This is a genomic window from Wolbachia endosymbiont of Diaphorina citri (genome assembly GCF_013096535.2).
GTDB lineage: Bacteria > Pseudomonadota > Alphaproteobacteria > Rickettsiales > Anaplasmataceae > Wolbachia.
The window spans coordinates 402,130-421,276 of the sequence record NZ_CP051265.2 but is presented as its reverse complement, the minus strand read 5'-3'; the positions used below and the strand labels follow the sequence as shown (position 1 = coordinate 421,276).

The window sequence follows — 19,147 nt, the reverse complement described above, 5'->3', positions numbered from 1 at the left end:
AAATAAAATAAACAAAACCATAAAAATAAATGGTGTCATGCACTGAACATTTGCTGTGCAGTTTACCTTCAAAAATGAATGTTCGTACATCTGTGAGAAAGCGGTAATGCATTAGCTTAATCTACAAAGATCAAAAAAGTTCTTTTTTAAAAAACTTAAGGTATACTTATAAGTATTTGATATCTTTTATAGTGATTATGCCAAGTTTAAGCTGCCTTTATGGTGACAATGCAGAATTTGTGGAAGAAATTTATAGCCGTTACTTGCAAGGCGATAAATCAATTGGAGAAGATTGGTACAGAATTTTTTCGAGCAATTTAGAAGTTAATAAAGCCGAACCCTGCAGAGCACAGAATGAAGCCAAGGTAGATGCTGATGATTTAGCAAATTTTTTCAGATCTTATGGTCACTTTTTTGCAGACTTAAATCCATTATCACCGAATATAAATAAGGAAATAGATTATCAAAAATACTTAAATCTTTCTCCTACAAGTGACACTAAAACCTACAGAGATATTTACTGCAATAATATCGGTTTTGAATTTATGCATATTTCCTCTTATGAGGAAAGAGTTTGGCTGCAGGAGAAAATTGAAAATCAGGTCTATACGCTAAGCCCTCAGGATAAAAAAGAAATACTGAGGCACTTAATCGAATCTGAGGTGTTCGAGCAATTTCTCCATATGAAATTTCCTGGATATAAGCGTTTTTCTATCGAAGGTGGGGAGTCAGCCATTGTTGCAATTGAAAGAGTTATTAGTGATTCTGCAGCTTTTGGTATTGAAGAAATAGTTCTTGGTATGGCCCACCGAGGACGGCTTAATGTTCTAACCAAAGTGATGGGGAAAGAATATACGGCAATGCTGTCTGAATTTCAAGGCAACCTTGCATATCCAAGTAGTCTTGAGGTGTCTGGTGATGTCAAATATCACCTTGGTTACTCTTCTGATCGAGCACTTGCTGGTGGTAAAAAAATACACTTAAGTTTATGTCCTAACCCATCTCACCTTGAGGCGGTAAATCCGGTTCTAGCTGGAAGAGTAAGGGCAAAACAAAATATGAGATCTGTGCTTGGAATATCAATTCATGGTGATGCAGCTTTTATCGGGCAGGGAGTGGTTGCTGAAACCCTGACTTTGAGCAACATTGAAGGTTATAAAGTTGGTGGTATCGTGCATATTGTCATCAATAACCAAGTTGGTTTTACTGCGAATCCTCGTTGTGCACGCTCTTCTTTTTATTGTACTGATGTAGCAAAATCAATAGAAGCTCCAATATTTCATGTTAATGGAGATAATCCAGAAGCCGTGAGTTTTGCCGCGAGTTTGGCAATGGAGTATGTGCAGAAATTTAAAAAGGATGTGGTGATTGACATAATATGCTACCGCAAATATGGCCATAATGAAGGCGATGAACCAAATTTTACTCAGCCACTTATGTATAAAGCAATATCAAAGCATAAAACTCCAGGCACGCTTTACGAAGAGAAGCTGACTGCAGAGAAAGTGCTAGGTAGCGATGAAGTAAGTAAATTACGCAGCGAATTTAGAACAAGATTGGATAAAAGCCTTACTGAGTCAACGACTTATACTCCGAAGAAAGCTGACTGGTTTGATGGAGTGTGGTTAAAACTCAGGAGAGCAAAGTTAAATGATTTGAGCGAATATTATACAGATTCTGGTATCTCACCAGATGAGCTAAAAAAATTGGGCGTACACATAAATAGCAATATTCCAAGTAGTTTTAATCTCAATAATAAAGTCAGAAAAATACTTGATGGAAGAATAGACAGTATAAATTCCGGTAGCAACATAGACTGGGCAACTGCTGAAAGTCTTGCATTCGCGTCATTGCTTAAAGAAGGAATAGGAGTGCGCTTGTCAGGACAAGATTCTGGTCGTGGGACTTTCTCGCATCGTCACTCAAGGCTTGTTGATCAAGTAACGGAAGAAGAGTTTATTCCACTAAACAATATAAGTGAGAAGCAAGCTCGCTTTGAAGTTATAGATAGCGCACTATCTGAGTATGCTGTGATGGGTTTTGAATATGGATATAGCCTTGACTCTCCATATTCACTGGTGCTCTGGGAAGGGCAATTTGGTGATTTTGCAAATGGTGCACAAATCATGATCGACCAATTTATCTCATCTGCAGAAACAAAGTGGTTGCGATCAAGTGGTCTAGTTTTACTTTTGCCTCATGGTTATGAAGGGCAGGGGCCTGAGCATAGTTCTGCTCGTATAGAGAGATTTTTGCAACTCTGCGCAGAGGATAATATGCAAGTAGTTAATTGCTCTACTCCAGCAAATTACTTTCATGTTTTGCGCCGACAAATTAATCGAGATTTTCGTAAGCCTTTAGTGGTGTTTACACCTAAATCACTATTGCGTCATAAAATGGCAGTTTCTAACCTTTCTGACTTTGAAGGAGAATTTCTCACGGTAATTCCAGAGTGTAGAACAGGTTTAGTTGCAAGTGATAAAATACGTAAAGTTGTAATATGCAGTGGTAAAGTCTATTACGACATAATTGAAATGCTTGAAGCACAAAAAATAAACGATATAGCAGTAGTGCGTTTAGAACAATTTTATCCATTCCCGGCCGATAAACTAGGCAGTGAACTTGAAAAATATAAGAACGCTGAAATTATATGGTGTCAAGAGGAACCAAAAAATATGGGAGGATGGTTCTTTGTCAACCCATTGATAGAAGAGGTATTGTCTGGCCTCAATGCTCAAGCAAAAAGACCTAAGTGCATTGCAAGACCTGCTGCTGCATCTCCTGCATGTGGTTATGCTAATATCCATGCTCAGCAACAAGCAGAAATTTTGAAGCAAGTTGCGCAGGTACAACTGTACAAACACTGAGCGGCTTCAAGCAGACTTATTAATTAGACTCTAGCACTTAGATAACTTACAACAATCAAACCTTTTATATACTCATACAAATATAAAAAGACTTTTATTTTTTTATAAAAGTATAATATTTATTAAGATTTTCATTTATTTTTCTCAAAGTAGTTAATATAGTAAATATTAATATTAATTAATATAAGATATATATGAGGACAAAAACATTTGAGAGGCTAATAGGGCAAACTAGACTACGCAGCGATAGCAAGGCTAAAATCATACGGTTAAATAGAGACAAAAAGGCTTTTATAGATGAGGATAAAAAGTCTATCGAATTAGCTGAGGCTATTTTTGCAGAAAATAATATGTTTCGTTTTCGTAAACCAGGTCCTGCTACGGATTACATTTTGCACAAACTAATAAATGATAGAAAGCTTCTCGAGGAAATGAAAGATAGAGGTACAAGTATAATACGTCTTTTTTCTTTGCTATCAATGTATCGTGGTCTTCCTAAGTGCTATGTTATGAGAAAAGAAGGGTGTATTACTGAGTTTGGAATACTTACTTATGTTGACAACGATTTAGAACCATTACCTTTAGAAGACTTTATACTTATTGAGTCTGCCTCGTATCTAGAGTACATTTTGTTTGAGAATGATGATATTAGAAATAGGTTAGCTGAAGATTTGACTGAAGATAAAACAAAACTAGATATTTTCGTAAATGGAATTTTAGCAATAAATAGCTCGGATTTAGTATTATCTTGTATCAACACAATCGAGGCTTTTAATGAGGAAGCTAGAAATTTTGTCAATCACATACAGAAAACCAATAGGATGGACTACCTCTTTAAGGAAAATGGTACAACACTTGTAAAGTTAGTTCTAAAAGAATTATTAAAACTTTCTATTTTACAAGAAAGAGAAAACGCTACATTAGAATTTCCTCAAATTTCGAGTGTGGAACATTGTAATGGGCGATAGACTTTAAAATGTGCAAGGCTCATTTAAATATGAGCCTCAGTATCGCTTAACTTTTATGTAGCATACTTTAACTTTATTTCACTTCCACCAAGGGAATATTGTTCCAGCTATTGCTGCCATAGTTATCAATAGAAGCGTTTAGGTAATCTGTATCAAATCGTACTGGTACATCAAATTCGAAGCTTGCGGTGATTATTGTGCCTTTTGCTGGTGGTTTCATAAATGCTATTTCTCCAGTTGAATAATTCACTGAATATTTTTCTGTCTTTTCACCATCTAGGTAAATTTTTATTGTATCATGCACTGGCTTTTTAATAGTTCGTGTATGCTTGTCTTTTCCACTTATGTAAGTTTTCATCAGTTGAAAGATCGTTTTTTTATCGTCTCCTATGCCAATTTCTTGATTGATAACTGTAAAGTCTGACCAATCCTTAAAGCGAAACCCTATAGCTTTACCTTTTCGTGCCTGAAAAAATGTTATGAGTTCTGTTAGCTGCTCGTTTGACCTAACTCCATAAGCTATGTTATACCTGGCACGTGCACGAGACCAATTGATATTGCGCTGCTCACAACCATTATGAGTTGTTACAACGTCAGTGGAAAATTCAGGTCCTCCAGTAGAGCCATAAGATATATTTTCTGGAAATCTAATTTCTGTAAATGACATATGCCCTCCTGTAAAAATAAAATTGAGTTGATATAGATGAAGTAGGAAAGATCTTAAATTTTTGAAGCTGCTTTATCAATCAGGCTATAAATTTTAAATCCCGTTTCTTCTAAAAAAGTAAAGGTGTTGTTTTCTCCTACCTTACCTTTCAGTTCGTTAATGTCTTGATGACTCTGCGTTAACTGATATGCACAAATACATGCAACAACTAAAGCCACTCCAGCAAAACATGCTAAAGGCATTGGTTGAGTAAAAACAGCAGCTATAGCAGATGCTGTGAATGCTATAGCTGTTATTACAGCAGCTATGCTATAAATAGCTTCTCTTCTGTAACTATTGATTAATTTCTTTTGTATTTCCTCTTGTTGTGTTTTTTGCTCGTGTGGATGAGAAATAGTAATTACTGTATCCGTATGAATTGGCTCACTAGCGCTGGTATCAATTCTCTCTTTTTGTGTTTTTTGTTCTTTATGATCTTGCGCAATTGCTGCTTTGCTAGTTCTGATATTATATTGTTCTTCTTGCTCTGATTGATCAGAAGCAGAAGCTTCTGTAACCTCACCAAAGATTTCTTCATTAGAAACTGGTTGACTTTCTGTTATATCTTCAGAAATTTCACTTAGAAGTGGCACAAAATGCCTCATGTAATTCACTATACGAACAACCTTATCGCCTTCACCTTCTTCACCTGTAGTAATATATCTACCATCTATAGGTTCTTCTTCTAGTGCTATCACTTCAATTTTCACTTTGTACTTTTCACATATCATTTTTCCTTCAATCTCTAGACGACCCCATATAGGTGCAGAACCAGCTCCTGTGGCCATATTCTTAATATTTTTTAAGTACTCATGAAAAGTCTTTTTCTCATCTATCATATTTATTTTAGTTTTTGGGTTTTGTATAGGACCATACGGACCTTCTAGCGCAACAAAGTAGCCACCAATAGCAGCGTCTTTTATTACTGCTTTATAGGCCCAACTATCTTGTTCACCATGTTGTTCAACATAATCTGCACAATCTTTTCTTAATGATTTTGCAGTAAAATAATGATCTGGTTTTATATTTAACTCATTCAATCCTTGAGCAACGGAGTCAAAAAAGCAATCCCCTGTCTTTATAGCAGCCCCGATTTTTAGCTTTTCAGGATAAGCGCTCTTTAGATTATACAATAAATCACTTGATTTTTTATTTTCTTTGATTTTTTGAAAAAGAGCAATTGGCTCTCTTACATAGTTAGAATCTCTCATGTTATAACTCCAAAATAATAATTGTATTTTAATAGATTAACCAGCCTAGGAAGGCTAATTACTTAAGGTCGTGCTGTGTTGCAAGCAAACATCACCTACTTTCTATATCTTAACTATACTTAAACTCTCTTGTGCTGTCAAGCAGGAAATTTATTAATCTTTTAACTCATTCACTTTTTTACGTAATATATTCAAATCAGTTTTTCCTACAAAAAGACTATCTCCTATTATCAAAAAAGGTGTACCGCCTACTCCCAAATCCCTTACTAAAAGTTTGCTGTTGTTTATCATTTGCTCAATTTTGTCTGCATTATTTTTCATAGAGTTGTTAAAATCGTTCTCGTTAACCCCTATATTTTTCACTATACCTAATATAGTTTTATCTGAAAATTCTCCTCTGTGATCTAGTGCAGCATAGTGAAAATCTAAGTACTTTTCTTTATCGATAAAATAAGTTGCTAAAGCACCTTTTGCTGCCTTTAAAGAATTGTTACCAAGTATTGGAGCATCCCTAAAGATATACTTAACTTTGCCATCATTGATCAATTGTTTTACATCGTTCTTTATAGCTTTGCAATATCCACAAGAATAGTCAAAAAAACCTACAGCTATGATATTGCTATTTTCATTTCCTGAGTAAGGATAAGTGGAGTCAAATATTTCATTTTTATGCTGAGAAATTTTATTTTTAGTTGCATGAGCATAACTATTTTTAGCTGACTCTTCCTGGAGAGTTTTTAGAACTCTATCAAAATTTTTACTGATGTAATTATCCAATCTCTCACCTATATAATCATCATTTAAGTTCTGACTGCGGTGTGAAAGCCAATTGTTTATTACTGGTAAACTTGCTACTGCAAGTATAAAAATCAATAAAAATGGTATCTTAGACATATACTTACTTAAAGAATACAAATATTAAAGAAATGCTTAATGTTAAAACATTTTTATCAAGAAATGCAAACTTTATATATGTTATATCAGAGAATCTGGTGATATTAAGTAACGAAAACTTATGTAGAATAAGGCATTTGAGAAATTTAAGCAATCCTTACCGCCGCGTATAACAATTGTAACCGCGGCGGTAAAAAAGTTGATTGTTTTATAACCGCCGCATATAATGCTGACAAACACGGCGGTGAATTATATGAGCGAACCAATAATTGGTAGAGAGAAAGAAATAGCCATTCTAGAAAATAAGCTTCTTCCCTAATCAGTTGGCTGTTTGTATTGTAGGTGGCATTGTACAAGTCTAGTAAAATAATTTTTCAGTAAATGTGGTGACGTAATGAAATTTCTAAAAACTATCTTTAACTTAGCATTACTAGTATTTTTCATGTCTACTATAGCTGAAGCAAGGTGGAGCAAGTACGAAGATGCTTCCGTTGAGGTTGAATTTTCTAATGTTAACATTAATGTTAATAGAGATGGTACCTATGAAACGGAAGTAGAACTACAAGCAAAAATACTCAAGGAATCCGGACGTGATAGGTTCTCTCTATACAGTCTTGTTTACAATGATGATAGTGCAAATTTTACTGTTTTAGAGGCTAAAACAACTTACAACGGAGAAGAATATATAGTAACTGAAGACATGATGGAGGATAAACCGCTGGCTAGCCCTAGCAAAGGTTTCGATCAGTTAAGGCAAGTAACCATCTCATTCCCTAAAATAGAAATTGGTACGGAAGTATATTTAAGATATAAGCAAGTTAACAAAAAGGTTCCCGTTGATAATTTTTATGGCTTGAGCTTTTCGTATTATGGGGATTATTTACAAGCAGAAAATACTAAAATCAATTCTGAATTGCCTCTAGAGATTAAAGTTAATGATCCAAGAAGCGTATTAGAGATTGCTGAGGAAAAAAAGGATGGTGTACATTATATAAACATTACCTTAAAGAAAGCAGTTTATGAAAACACAATAAATGAGCCACATAATGGAATATTGAATACAAAACACAACACTTGGGTATCATTGTCGAGCATATCTAAATGGGATGATTTAGCTAAAAAATTAGCTCCTGGATATCATAGCGTCATTAATCAGCCACTTCCTGCAACTTTTATAGCTATAGCAGAATCTGCTGCCAATAAAAATACTGATGAGGAGAAAATTAATGCAGTCACTTCTTTATTGAATGAAAAAGTTCAATATATGGGAGATTGGCGCACAGTCTCAGGAAAATATTTTCCACGAGATTTAGAGAAAATTGCTGATTCTCAAGTCGGGGATTGCAAAGACTTTTCTGCTAGCACGGCTGCTATTCTGCAAAAACTTGGTTATAAAGTTCAACCTATTTTAGTTATGAGAGGAACTACTAGCACTTCTAATCCTGAAGCATTACCTAATATGGGTAATTTCAATCATGTGATGCTCAGAGTAATAAATGAAGATGGAAAAGTATACTGGATCGATCCAACTAATACCGTCAGTATGGCACAGGGTATTTTTCCAGACATTGCTGATAGGAGTGCTCTAGTACTGGATTCTGAGGAAGCAGATTACATAAAGATTCCTGCTGTACAAGGTGAAAATTCAAAAGTGATATCCCATAGTGAATTAACTATAGAAGATAATGTTGTAAATGAATATGGCCAGCTTACCGTGCAAGGGGAAGCAGCCTTAGGCTTAACAGGTGTTGGATTATATTATTCAGATGAGCAATTAAGAGATTCTGTTTTTCGTATGATTAGTGGAGTATATCTTGATGAAGAAGAAAAGAAGTTCTTAGAATTGCCTGACCTTACCTTGCGTAATGTAGAGGATCTGACAATTAAATATGAGTTCCAGCAAAAAAATAAGATTTTCAAGACAAATCTAGGGCCGGCTTTGAATTTAGGAGATAATTGGCTTAATGATGTTGTCAATACAGCTTCTGACCAAGTGTCAGACCTTTTTATTGGTGTTCCTAAAACTAAGGAAAGCCATATGATAATAAAAGATATCAAAATTAAAAATTGTGAAAATTTGAATTTTGAAATAAATTCTCCTTGGTTATATGTAAATAGGTCGTGTAAATATCAAAATGATGGAACCGAATTTAGCAATTTAATAACCATAAAGAAAAGTTTTATTACCAATGAAGAGTTAAAGACTGCTGAATATAAAAACTTAAAAAGCGAATTGGAGAATAATTTTTCTAGGGCCTCTATAGTAATTAGTGAATGAGTTGTGCTGGGAAAAGCACTTCTTAAAAGGCTTAAAATTTTTAAAATATGTACAATAACTTACGCGACTTCATCAGAGCATTAGAAGAAAAAAAAGATCTAATTAGAATTAAAAAAGAAGTTTCAACTATTCTTGAAATGACAGAAATTCATCGTAGGGTTTTGTCAAACAAGGGACCAGCTATCATCTTTGAAAATGTTGTCACAGAAAATGGCAAAAATTCAATTCCCGTTTTAGTGAATTTATTTGGTACTATTGAGAGAATTGCATTCGGACTTGGTATAAATTCTGATGAATTAAGGGATCTGGGTAAACTTCTAGCATTTTTGCGATCACCTGAGCCGCCAAAAACCTTAAAAGATGCTGTGAAAATGTTTCCTCTACTAAAAGTTGTATTGTCGATGCGGAGCAAAGTTGTGAGCAAAGCCCCATGTCAAGAGGTGGTGCTAACTGGGGATAAGGTGGATCTTAGTTTGCTACCTATTCAGACATGCTGGCCAAACGAGCCTTCACCGCTTATCACTTGGCCACTTGTGGTAACAAAAGGACCAACAGCAGACAAGCAAGATAATTTCAATCTTGGAATATATCGTATGCAGGTTGTGAATAAAAAAACGACTCTCATGCGCTGGCTTGCACATCGTGGTGGTGCAGGTCACCATAAACGGTGGAAGGAGAGGGGGAAAAATATGAAGTTTCCTGCGGCTGCTGTGATTGGTAGCGATCCTGCAACGATTATTGCTGCAGTAACTCCGGTGCCGGAGACTTTATCAGAATACCAATTTGCCGGGCTGCTGCGAAAAAAACCACTTGAGCTTGTAAATTGTAAAACTATTCCTCTTCAGGTTCCAGCTCATGCTGAGATCGTTCTGGAAGGATATGTAAGTTTAGATAAGTATAGAGATGAAGGGCCATACGGAGACCATACTGGTTACTATAATGCTGTTGAACAGTTTCCTGAGTTTAACATTACTGCAATTACAATGCGCAAAGATCCAATTTATCTCAGCACTTTCACTGGCAAGCCACCAGATGAACCATCAATTCTTGGTGAAGCACTCAACGAAATTTTTGTGCCGATTCTCATCAATCAGTTTCCGGAGATAGTAGATTTTTATCTGCCTCCAGAAGGTTGTTCATATAGAATAGCGGTAGTGTCGATAAAAAAGGCTTATCCAGGGCATGCAAAAAGAATTATTATGGGCACACTATCTTTTCTCAAACAGTTCTTATACACGAAATTTATTATAGTTGTTGATTATGATATAAATATACGTGATTGGAAGGAAGTAATGTGGGCAGTTTCAACAAGAATGGACCCTGTACGTGATACAATCATGATAGAGAATGCTCCAATTGATTATTTAGACTTCGCTTCTCCTGAAAGTGGTCTCGGAGGTAAAATAGGGTTTGATGCAACAAACAAACTTCCACCTGAAACCAAACGAGAATGGGGAAGAAAAATTGAAATGAGCGAGGAAATAATAAAGAAAGTTACAGAGAAGTGGAAGGAATATGGGTTGACAGATGATTAAACTATGATGTAGACTACCGCCGTGTATTTAGGTGTGGTTTGTGAGGCTTTTATATCTTTTATTTTTGTCGGCATGTTTTTCTCTGTATTACTATGTGGGTCCTACATTCTCGCCTTGCCCAAAAGCAACAGTTTGCTTCTCACCTGAAGAAGACTGTGCTGTACCGATAATCAGCGAGATAGACCAATCTAAAGAATCTATCTTAGTTCAAGAATATACATTTACTCTTGGAACAGTTGCAAAATCTTTGATTAACGCCAAAGAGCGTGGTGTTGATGTTAAAGTCGTCTTAGATAAATCACAACTCCATTCAAAATATAGTGTCATAAGCGAATTGTTTTCAAATGGAATACCGATTTGGATCGATAATAAGCCAAAAATTGCTCATAATAAGGTAATAATTGTTGATAATCAAAAAGTCATCACAGGATCGTTTAACCTCAGTAAGACAGCTGAAAAGGGAAACGCTGAAAATTTATTAATTATTGAAAATTATCCTGAATTAGTCCAGCAGTATGTGAAGAACTGGGAAATACGAATGTCACAATCCTATCAATATGCTCCCTAGATACTTGATATCAAAAAAAGTCTTTTTATTGATAGATTTAATTTCTTGTGATATAATAAATTAAAAGGTTTTAAGGGGTAGGTAATGGATTACATAAATGATGCTGCTGATAGTTACGCTGCCATTCATGATTTTTTTCAAAATAATGGTGTTGGAGATTACAAAGTTCAATGCAATTATGGTGGTGTACCGTATGCTACTGACGAATATGTACATTCTGGAGACAAATTTTGGAGCAATAATTTTATAGACTCACATTTTGGAAGGGAAATAAAAATGTATCCTCAAAGTGAGCTTTTAGCTAAAGAGTATGCTGGTAATACACTACCGGTTTCAATATCACTAAACGAGGATCTAATAAAAATAAAAGAATGTCAGAAAAAAACTAAATTTGTAGAACTAGAAGGGGAATCAGGTGATATAGTATATGATAAGCAAAAACATATAAAGTGCTACACGACAAAGTTATCATATGACGATGTTTCTGTTCATAATAAAAACAAATTTTCAATACTGAATATTAGATATGATATGCCAAATGATCCGAGATACAGTTTAAACATAGCCTTCACAAAGGTTAATGATAATCAACCAGGGTTTTTGCAAAAATTTAAAAATATGTTTTAATAAAGTAGCTTCTCAATCAGGAATATTCTGGTGGAAAATGAATATCTACTTAGTAATGAATTTGGTCAGTAGCTACTAAGTTTTTCTTATAGCTATACAACGAAGGTTTGCTGGTCTTACATTTATTCTCTGCAAGACAAAAAATTCACATAATTGTACATAGTATGGAATAAATAAACTTCCACTATATTTTTCGATTAAACTTACCTTTTCTCTATTGAACAGATTTCGTATTAAATCTTAAGTTCAACGCACCTAAATATATAAGCATTCCCAGCAAAATCATAGGTATAGAAAGAAATTGTCCCATAGTTAAATTGAACCATAAATAGCCAATTTGATAGTCTGGCTCGCGGAAAAATTCAACCACAAAACGTGCTATTCCATACCACATAACTGCAATACCAGTTGTTGCACCGTAATACAATCTCATTTTGTTCAAGAAAAATAGTGAATTTACAACTACGAAAAGTAGCGCTCCTTCTAAAAATGCTTCATAAAGTTGACTTGGGTGGCGCAACAAATTATCACCACTTTCTGGAAATATCATACCCCACGGCACGTTTGTTAGTCTGCCAAATAACTCCCCATTTATAAAATTGCCTATGCGACCTAGAAATAAACCTATCGGAACTCCACAAGAAATTAGATCCAGTGTGTAAAATATAGGAATGTTATGTCTTCTACAGGAGATTATTACTGCAAGCAAAACTCCTATAGCACCACCATGAAATGACATCCCTCCTTCCCAGGTCTTTAGTATCTCGATAGGATTGCTTATATAGAGAACCGGATCATATATCAATACGTAGCCAAGCCTACCTCCAAGGATAATGCCTATAATAACGGCTGTTAATAACGAATCGTAAAAATTCTTAGTAAATATTTTTTGATTGTCTAGCTTATGTAAATACCAATATGCAAAAACTATACCAAAAACATATGCTAAAGAATACCAATATATAGAAACAGGACCTATGCTAAAAATAATTGGACTTAAAGACATATTTTACTACAAATTATTCTTAGACAATCTACTTTTCTCACGGTCCCACTCTCTCTGCTTTATGGTTGCTCTCTTATCGTAGAGTTTTTTTCCTTTAACAATAGCAATTTTAGTTTTTGCCAATCCTTTATCATTAAAATAGATAGAAAGTGGCACAACAGTTATTCCAGAGGTTTTGATTTGACCAATTAGCTTATTTATCTCTTTTTTATGCAAAAGCAATTTACGTTCTCTTTTTGGCTTGTGATTCTTTTGGTTCGCAGCTTTATACTCTGCAATATGCATATTGTTTAGCCATATTTCACCTTTTTTTTCAGTAACGTAAGCATCAGAAATGTTTGCTTTTCTTTCCCTTAGTGATTTTACTTCACTACTTAAGAGGATCATACCTGCTTCAAATTCTTCTAAGATAAAATATTCAAACCTTGCTTTTCTATTTTCTGCAATAACTTCCATATCTAAAGATATCTTTAAGCTTCAATATATTACAGAACTTTTGGTTTAATTCATAACAAAACAATTATCTCAGTAAATGCAAGTTTGGTTAAAAAAGCTCCAATCTTCCTGCAAGTGTAATTTGTTCCACTCTTTCTACTGCCATTTCAGTCCTAGGACTAGCATTACCTGACAAAGAACTTATTACATCTTTGCAGCCCCATTCAATAGCAGAGTGTAAAGGAGCATATCTATTATTGTTCTGTTTACTAACATATGCCCCACTTTCAATTAAAATATCTCTTATACTTTCATGATCGCTAGCAAAATGCAAAGGAGTGCGTCCACAACTATCCCACACATTAACACATGCTCCATGTTCAATCAGAGTTCTTACTATCTTTTCATTATCACTTTCAGCAGCAAAATGCAAGGGAGTGCTTCTATAATTATCCCACGCATCGACATATGCTCCGTGTTCAATTAGAGCTATTACTATGTTCTCATAACCACTCTTAGTAGCAAAATGTAGAGGAGTGTGTCCATCACTGTTCTGCGCGTTAACATCTGCTCCACATGCAATTAGAGCTCTTACTACACTTTCATTCCCACCTTCGGCAGCAAGATGTAAAGGCGTACATACATCATTGTCCCACGCATTAACATTTGCTCCACTTTCAATTAAAATATCTAATATGCCTTTGTGGTTCCATTCAGCAGCAAAATGTAAAGGAGTGCATCCATCGCTGTCCCATGCATCAACATATGCTCCATATTCAATTAGAGCTATTACTATGTTTTCATAGCCACTCTTAGCAGCAAAATGCAACAATGTAGTTTCTACAGGATCTAGATCACTATGTGTAGTGAATATATGATTGATATTAAATCCACTATCTTCCCACCTCCGTAAATCAATTCTTTCTAATTTTATTTTTATTCGTTCAACTATGTTGTTCTTGCTTAAACCTGAAGTATCATTTATTTCTTCAAGCATTTTTAGAAAATCATCAAGCGTCATAATCTCCATTACTTATTAAAATAACTTGGTTATTATGTTCTTTGACACAAAAATCAAGAACTTTTTATTTTCCTAAAAAATCATTTAAGTTATACTCCAAATCATGAAAGTCAGGCAAAATATTAAGTTTTTTTCTCTATCATTTGTGATTTTGTCTTCTCTATGGATTACATTGTCTGGTTATTTCGAGCCTTTTTTTATTCTCTGTGGAGTATTTTCTTCTGTGTTCACATTGATTATCTTTAAAAGGTTAATTGATGCTGAAAATGCCCTTAGTCAAATTCTAAATGATAGTGGTAGGCTGTCACTTTATCAGCTTATAAGTTATATACCTTGGCTAATTTACCAAATTATTTTTTCAAGTATTTATGTAACAAAAAAGGTGCTACGATTCAAATCTACAGTTGAGCCAATTGTTATTGTAAGGGAATGCATAGGACATAATGATAAGACCATTGCATTATTTGCTAACTCGGTTACGATTACTCCTGGAACTTTAACTATCAATGTTGAAAAGAAGCAGAAAACATATTTATCTACCATATGTTTGATAGATAAAGATCTTGAAAGTGGCATTTCTGAAATAGAAGGTAAAGTCTTAAAAATGCTACACCTAGTTAAGTAATTGCTTTAAATAAGTTAACAGCGTCTCTGTATTCTCTTATTAGGCTTTCAAGCATTTCTTTTGGAAGGCTATCAATAACAGTAGAACATAAATAATTGTACAAATCTTCTAGCCTTGATATGTTATTTTTCTTCTTGCTGTTGAATTTGTACGGAAAAATGCCCTCCATAATTTCAATATCAACAACCTTATTTAAAAATGCATTTTCACTGGTTATGCTTATTCTTGTAAGTATAGTATTAATTTCAGGTTCATTACTCGTATAAATATCTGATAATTCCGCCATTTTAATGACGTATAAAGTTACTACTTTTGATAAACAATTATCAGAATATTCACAATTTTTTATTACCTCCCACTGAGTAACCTGAGACTTGCTTGTTTTTGCATTGCTTGGTAATTTATTCATTGAATTTTCTCCATTTAATTCAGTGTAGTAAATTATACTAATACTTTGTTAAATAAATAATAACGCAGCCATAAAAATATGCATTTATTTACCATAAATTGCACAATATTCCCAAAGTAAAACATTAAAATTACTCTAAAATGAATGATTTCTTTAATTCCATGTTATTCAGCAGTGTAAAATATTGCTACACAATAGTATTTATTCTAAAATAAACTTTCCTTTTGAGCTATTTTATTAATGTCCATTCTTACGGCTGCACTAAAATGAAAAAGATAAGACTCGGAATACTAATTTCAGGTAGAGGATCAAACATGCAGGCTTTAATAGAAGCATGTCAAGATCAGAATTTCCCTGCTGAAACTGTGTGTGTTATCACAAATAATAGTGAAGCTGGAGGCCTTAAAATAGCAAAGCAAGCAGGAGTTTCAGCGTTTGTTGTTGAAGATAAGCCACTTGATACTGATAAAATTCATGAAATACTTGTTCAACATAAGGTTGATTTAATTTGCCTTGCAGGATTTATGAGAATTATAAAGGCCGATTTCCTGAATAAATGGCATAATAAAGTTATAAATATTCATCCCTCTTTACTTCCATCCTTTAAAGGTCTAAATGCCCAAGAGCAAGCTCTGAAAGCAGGTGTAAAAATCACAGGCTGTACTGTGCATTATGTTATTCCTGAAGTTGATGCTGGAGCCATAATCGCTCAATCTACTGTGCCAGTTCTACCAAATGATGATGTTCAAAGCCTCTCAGAGCGCATTCTAGCTGAAGAACACAAGTGTTATGTGAAAGCAGTAAAGTTAATAGCAGAAAATAACCCTAAGCAATAGCAAATTAGAGAGATCGTGTGGTATTACTTTTTCCTTTTATTACATCTTGATCCAGGGAAAGATTTGTTGGAACTTTAGAGTTGTAGCTTTTTTGCTCGATGTGCTTTTCTTTTTTCATTTCAATAACCTTATCAGATGTATCACCATCGATTGGTTTTTGATTGCCTTCTTTTAACCCCAGTTGCGGATTAGAAGTCAGTGAAAAAGCCAGGAAAATAGGGTAAACTCCGGAAACATATTATCAAAAAATTGAAAAGCCATTAACAAAACCGCCTTCCTTGGTTCTGATCACTCTTGTACTTCTGCGCCCAACTATTTTCACGTTGGGAAAAACTTGTCTGTAGAATGGAGACTCAAGGACAATGTGCAGTTCGTTCATCTTCTCACGCATTAAATCCCTTTGATGAGTGATGTACATAAATTTTGCTCTGGAATTATTACCAAGGGCAAAAGCTACATGAAAGATGAACCCAAGCGTCGTCTTAGCGCATCTAGGCGGTATGTTCCACCACTGACTGTGCGCTTTTTCAAACACCAAGCGATTAACACTGCTAAACAGCAGCCACAGATAGTTCTTGCTACCATTCTCCCTCTTTAAATTAAGCCGAATGTTAAATACTCGTAGCATGCCTTGAAACGCAAAGAAACCAAAGTCTTTGCGGCATAAATCTAGGTCTTTTTGTCTTGAACTTTCCAACGTTTTTACATATAGTTGCTACCGCATGAGCAGTATATTAGGTTTAGCAACTTTCGAGTTGCTAAACCAAGTTCTTAACTATATCTGCCTAAAACAATCCGAAATATTCTGTTGAAGAAGAGAATTCTTGTTCCACATTATTAAAACTTTCCAGGTCTTTGATCCTACTATCGAATGTTTCTAAATTTTTCTCGATTCGCTTCAGAATGCGTACTAAATTACCTGATGTTACTAGATCATTTTTATCTTCTAGAAATTTAGGTACTATTGGAAGGTATGACATAACATTCTCCTTAAAAAAATTAATACAATTCTAGCATATCAGTATTAATACTGATATAATAGTTAAACTAAATTCCTACCAATACCCTCACCTAACATCTGATTAATAGCTAGCCAGCGATCATTTATCGATTTTCCATAGGAAGTGTAGCCACCACCTAAGTTCTGACCTCTGCGCACCAAGACCATGCAGACTCTGCATTCCCCCTAGAGACGAACTGATAAAGTCATTTAAACCTTTAGAAGCAAGATCAGAGTTTAAACTTGCAACTTTAGAAAGACCATAGCTTGAGCGATCAAGTCCGCTGGCACGCAAGTTGTTACCAAGTGCGGTATTCATTTGATTGCTGACAAACTGCTGATAAGGATTCTCACGGTATTGCGATGCTATTTGATTGATAAATCCTCCGGGGCCACCTTTTCCTAGTCCCCCGAAACTATCGATAAATTTATTATACAAATCCTTTTGTATAACCCCAGTTGGGGATTAGAAGTCAGTGAAAAAGCCGGGAAAATAGGGTAAACTCCGGAAACATATTATCAAAAAATAGAGAGGTTACCCATGAATAAAAATGTAACAGAATTATTTTGCTTTGTAGACGATTTTTGCAAGGCTATAAACAAAAATTTCGCAGAAAAACTCCTGCCAAACAGTAAAAAACCTACCAGAACGCCAGGGATTACGCATTCTGAAATTCTTACTATAATTTTACTTTATCAACAATCTAGATGTGAGGACTTTAAATCTTTCTATACATATTATTTGAAAGCACTACATGGATCTGAGTTTCAAAATTTGCCAACATATAGTAGATTTATTAGGCTAAAAGGTATTTAGTGCTCTTGTTAAAGTGGCTTTGTGAGCAGTCAAAAATGACCGGAATTTCGTACATAGATGCAACTTCTATCGCTGTTTGCCATCCAAAAAGAATCTCAAGAAACAAAGTTTTCAAAGGATTGGCAAAGCTTGGAAAGACTACATATGGCTGGTTTTTGGGTTTTAAATTGCATATGGTAATTAATGAAAAAGGTGAAATTCAAGGAGTTACAATGACTAAAGGTAACGTTGACGACAGAAAACCAGTACCAAAATTAACTGAAAAACTGACTGGTCTTTTGTTTGGTGATAAGGGCTATATAAAGAAAGAGCTCTTTGCAAAACTCTTCGATAGAGGAATAAAACTCGTTACCAAAGTAAAAAAAGGTATGAAAAATACATTAATGCTTCTTGAAGAAAAGATTTTTTTAAGAAAAAGGTCGATTATTGAAACAGTTTTTGGTTACCTCAAAAACAGACTTGATCTTGAGCATTCAAGACACAGGTCTCCAATAAATTTCTTGGTGCACATCTTTTCCACATTAGTTTCATATTCTATGAAGCCTAAAAAGCCCTCTATTTCTACATTTTACTGTATTGATTAATCCGCAACTGGGGTTTTTAGCATGTCTTTTAAATTCTGAACCTTTTCTCGCCTTTCTTTATTCTCCTGATTAGCGTGCAGTTTTGCTAATATTACTATATCAGGTAGTACTTTTGATACAATTCTGTAAAGGCGTGATAAATTTATTTCTTTTTTCATTTCCGTATACAACTCTTCCTGCTCCTCTTTTGAAAGCTGTGAAAGATGAATTTTAAAGTTTTTAACTTGATGATAAATAGAGTTAATTATGTTACCAATCATTACTATACAGCCCAATGTAACAAGAGGTGCAGTAACAAAAAGAACTATAGGATTACTAAATAAAGCAATAGAAACTGTAGCACCTGTTAAAAATAATGTATCGCACAGAATGTCTAAGCAAATACCTTGAATTCTATATTTATCCCTTCTTTTTTCTTCTAATGTTCTCTTGTAATTACATTTTTTATATAAGCTTTTTTCTCTAAAACAGTCAAAAAAAGAGTACATGCTTGAAATTAAGGATACTGAGCTAAAAAAAACACCTGTGCCAATATTACCGAGCGTTATGCCTATCATACCTATCTGTTGACTTGTAATGTATATCAACTTGAGGATTATCAACACACCTGTATTGATAACAGAAAATATCGTTATTAAAGGATTTAACAAAGCAGTTGGAGTTTTTTTGCTTTCTTTTGCAGTATCGTTTTTCACCTGAACATAAAAATCAATCACATACCTAGATTATAAAGGAATATGGTTAAAATTTTAAATGTACT

The 19,147-nt window shown here is 34.4% G+C and carries 19 protein-coding genes and 1 pseudogene; 9 read left to right on the top strand and 11 right to left on the bottom strand.

Features of this window, described 5'->3' with window-relative positions; genetic code table 11:
* Window positions 1-197 precede the first annotated feature (197 nt).
* Both HGO49_RS01845 and HGO49_RS01840 read left to right on the top strand, forming a co-directional pair.
* Window positions 198-2,867: a 2-oxoglutarate dehydrogenase E1 component gene (locus tag HGO49_RS01845; RefSeq protein WP_017531787.1), complete on the top strand. Its 2,670-nt coding sequence runs from the start codon at window positions 198-200 to the stop codon at window positions 2,865-2,867.
* Between the two features lie 194 nt (window positions 2,868-3,061).
* Complete coding sequence (locus HGO49_RS01840) at window positions 3,062-3,835, top strand: hypothetical protein (RefSeq protein ID WP_017531786.1); 774 nt, start codon at window positions 3,062-3,064, stop codon at window positions 3,833-3,835.
* A 73-nt stretch (window positions 3,836-3,908) separates the two neighbouring features.
* On the opposite strand, the gene HGO49_RS01835 is transcribed toward HGO49_RS01840, so the two are convergent.
* The 3 genes from HGO49_RS01835 to HGO49_RS01825 form a co-directional block, all read right to left on the bottom strand.
* Window positions 3,909-4,502 carry a TIGR02217 family protein gene (locus HGO49_RS01835; protein WP_010405410.1) on the bottom strand — a complete coding sequence of 198 codons (594 nt, stop codon included), beginning with the start codon at window positions 4,500-4,502 and terminating at the stop codon, window positions 3,909-3,911.
* Between the two features lie 53 nt (window positions 4,503-4,555).
* Complete coding sequence (locus tag HGO49_RS01830; RefSeq protein ID WP_017531785.1) at window positions 4,556-5,752, bottom strand: OTU domain-containing protein; 1,197 nt, start codon at window positions 5,750-5,752, stop codon at window positions 4,556-4,558.
* Window positions 5,753-5,905: 153 nt separating this feature from the next.
* Window positions 5,906-6,646, bottom strand: coding sequence for a DsbA family protein (locus tag HGO49_RS01825; RefSeq protein WP_017531784.1), 741 nt, complete (start codon window positions 6,644-6,646; stop codon window positions 5,906-5,908).
* A gap of 394 nt (window positions 6,647-7,040) precedes the next feature.
* Between HGO49_RS01825 and HGO49_RS01820 the strand changes: the two genes are divergently transcribed.
* From HGO49_RS01820 to HGO49_RS01805, 4 genes are all read left to right on the top strand, one after another.
* The gene (locus HGO49_RS01820; protein WP_017531783.1) at window positions 7,041-8,924 is read left to right on the top strand and encodes a DUF3857 domain-containing protein; all 1,884 of its coding nucleotides are present in this window, start codon (window positions 7,041-7,043) and stop codon (window positions 8,922-8,924) included.
* A 47-nt stretch (window positions 8,925-8,971) separates the two neighbouring features.
* Window positions 8,972-10,459, top strand: a complete 1,488-nt coding sequence (locus HGO49_RS01815; protein ID WP_017531782.1) for a UbiD family decarboxylase — start codon at window positions 8,972-8,974, stop codon at window positions 10,457-10,459.
* A 40-nt stretch (window positions 10,460-10,499) separates the two neighbouring features.
* Window positions 10,500-11,027, top strand: coding sequence for a phospholipase D family nuclease (locus HGO49_RS01810; protein WP_007301949.1), 528 nt, complete (start codon window positions 10,500-10,502; stop codon window positions 11,025-11,027).
* Between the two features lie 84 nt (window positions 11,028-11,111).
* Window positions 11,112-11,654 carry a hypothetical protein gene (locus tag HGO49_RS01805; RefSeq protein WP_017531781.1) on the top strand — a complete coding sequence of 181 codons (543 nt, stop codon included), beginning with the start codon at window positions 11,112-11,114 and terminating at the stop codon, window positions 11,652-11,654.
* Window positions 11,655-11,868: 214 nt separating this feature from the next.
* On the opposite strand, the gene lgt is transcribed toward HGO49_RS01805, so the two are convergent.
* The 3 genes from lgt to HGO49_RS01790 form a co-directional block, all read right to left on the bottom strand.
* Window positions 11,869-12,660, bottom strand: coding sequence for a prolipoprotein diacylglyceryl transferase (lgt, locus tag HGO49_RS01800; RefSeq protein ID WP_017531780.1), 792 nt, complete (start codon window positions 12,658-12,660; stop codon window positions 11,869-11,871).
* A 6-nt stretch (window positions 12,661-12,666) separates the two neighbouring features.
* On the bottom strand, window positions 12,667-13,116 hold the full coding sequence (gene smpB / locus HGO49_RS01795; protein WP_015587785.1) for an SsrA-binding protein SmpB: 450 nt from the start codon (window positions 13,114-13,116) through the stop codon (window positions 12,667-12,669).
* Window positions 13,117-13,204: 88 nt separating this feature from the next.
* Entirely contained in the window at window positions 13,205-14,125 is a 921-nt protein-coding gene (locus HGO49_RS01790; protein ID WP_237398575.1) for an ankyrin repeat domain-containing protein, read from the bottom strand.
* Window positions 14,126-14,219: 94 nt separating this feature from the next.
* Between HGO49_RS01790 and HGO49_RS01785 the strand changes: the two genes are divergently transcribed.
* Window positions 14,220-14,741 (top strand): Na+/H+ antiporter subunit E, encoded by a 522-nt coding sequence (locus tag HGO49_RS01785; protein ID WP_017531778.1) that lies wholly within the window; start codon window positions 14,220-14,222, stop codon window positions 14,739-14,741.
* Here the strand turns inward: HGO49_RS01785 and HGO49_RS01780 are convergent.
* Window positions 14,734-15,150: a hypothetical protein gene (locus HGO49_RS01780; protein ID WP_017531777.1), complete on the bottom strand. Its 417-nt coding sequence runs from the start codon at window positions 15,148-15,150 to the stop codon at window positions 14,734-14,736. The two genes, HGO49_RS01785 and HGO49_RS01780, sit on opposite strands and share 8 nt — an antisense overlap.
* A 266-nt stretch (window positions 15,151-15,416) precedes the next feature.
* On the opposite strand from HGO49_RS01780, the gene purN reads away from it, so the two are divergent.
* Window positions 15,417-15,986 carry a phosphoribosylglycinamide formyltransferase gene (purN, locus tag HGO49_RS01775; protein ID WP_026092599.1) on the top strand — a complete coding sequence of 190 codons (570 nt, stop codon included), beginning with the start codon at window positions 15,417-15,419 and terminating at the stop codon, window positions 15,984-15,986.
* A gap of 241 nt (window positions 15,987-16,227) precedes the next feature.
* On the opposite strand, the gene HGO49_RS01770 is transcribed toward purN, so the two are convergent.
* From HGO49_RS01770 to HGO49_RS01760, 3 genes are all read right to left on the bottom strand, one after another.
* Window positions 16,228-16,614 carry a hypothetical protein gene (locus HGO49_RS01770; protein ID WP_172758390.1) on the bottom strand — a complete coding sequence of 129 codons (387 nt, stop codon included), beginning with the start codon at window positions 16,612-16,614 and terminating at the stop codon, window positions 16,228-16,230.
* Window positions 16,615-16,771: 157 nt separating this feature from the next.
* Window positions 16,772-16,966: a hypothetical protein gene (locus HGO49_RS01765; RefSeq protein ID WP_172758391.1), complete on the bottom strand. Its 195-nt coding sequence runs from the start codon at window positions 16,964-16,966 to the stop codon at window positions 16,772-16,774.
* 120 nt (window positions 16,967-17,086) lie between these two features.
* Window positions 17,087-17,425 (bottom strand): hypothetical protein, encoded by a 339-nt coding sequence (locus HGO49_RS01760; protein ID WP_172758392.1) that lies wholly within the window; start codon window positions 17,423-17,425, stop codon window positions 17,087-17,089.
* A 102-nt stretch (window positions 17,426-17,527) separates the two neighbouring features.
* Here HGO49_RS01760 and HGO49_RS01755 point away from each other — a divergent pair.
* Window positions 17,528-18,387, top strand: a pseudogene (locus HGO49_RS01755) (IS982 family transposase).
* On the opposite strand, the gene HGO49_RS01750 reads toward HGO49_RS01755, so the two are convergent.
* Window positions 18,384-19,103 carry a hypothetical protein gene (locus tag HGO49_RS01750; protein WP_017531775.1) on the bottom strand — a complete coding sequence of 240 codons (720 nt, stop codon included), beginning with the start codon at window positions 19,101-19,103 and terminating at the stop codon, window positions 18,384-18,386. The pseudogene HGO49_RS01755 and the gene HGO49_RS01750 sit on opposite strands and share 4 nt — an antisense overlap.
* Window positions 19,104-19,147 lie beyond the last annotated feature (44 nt).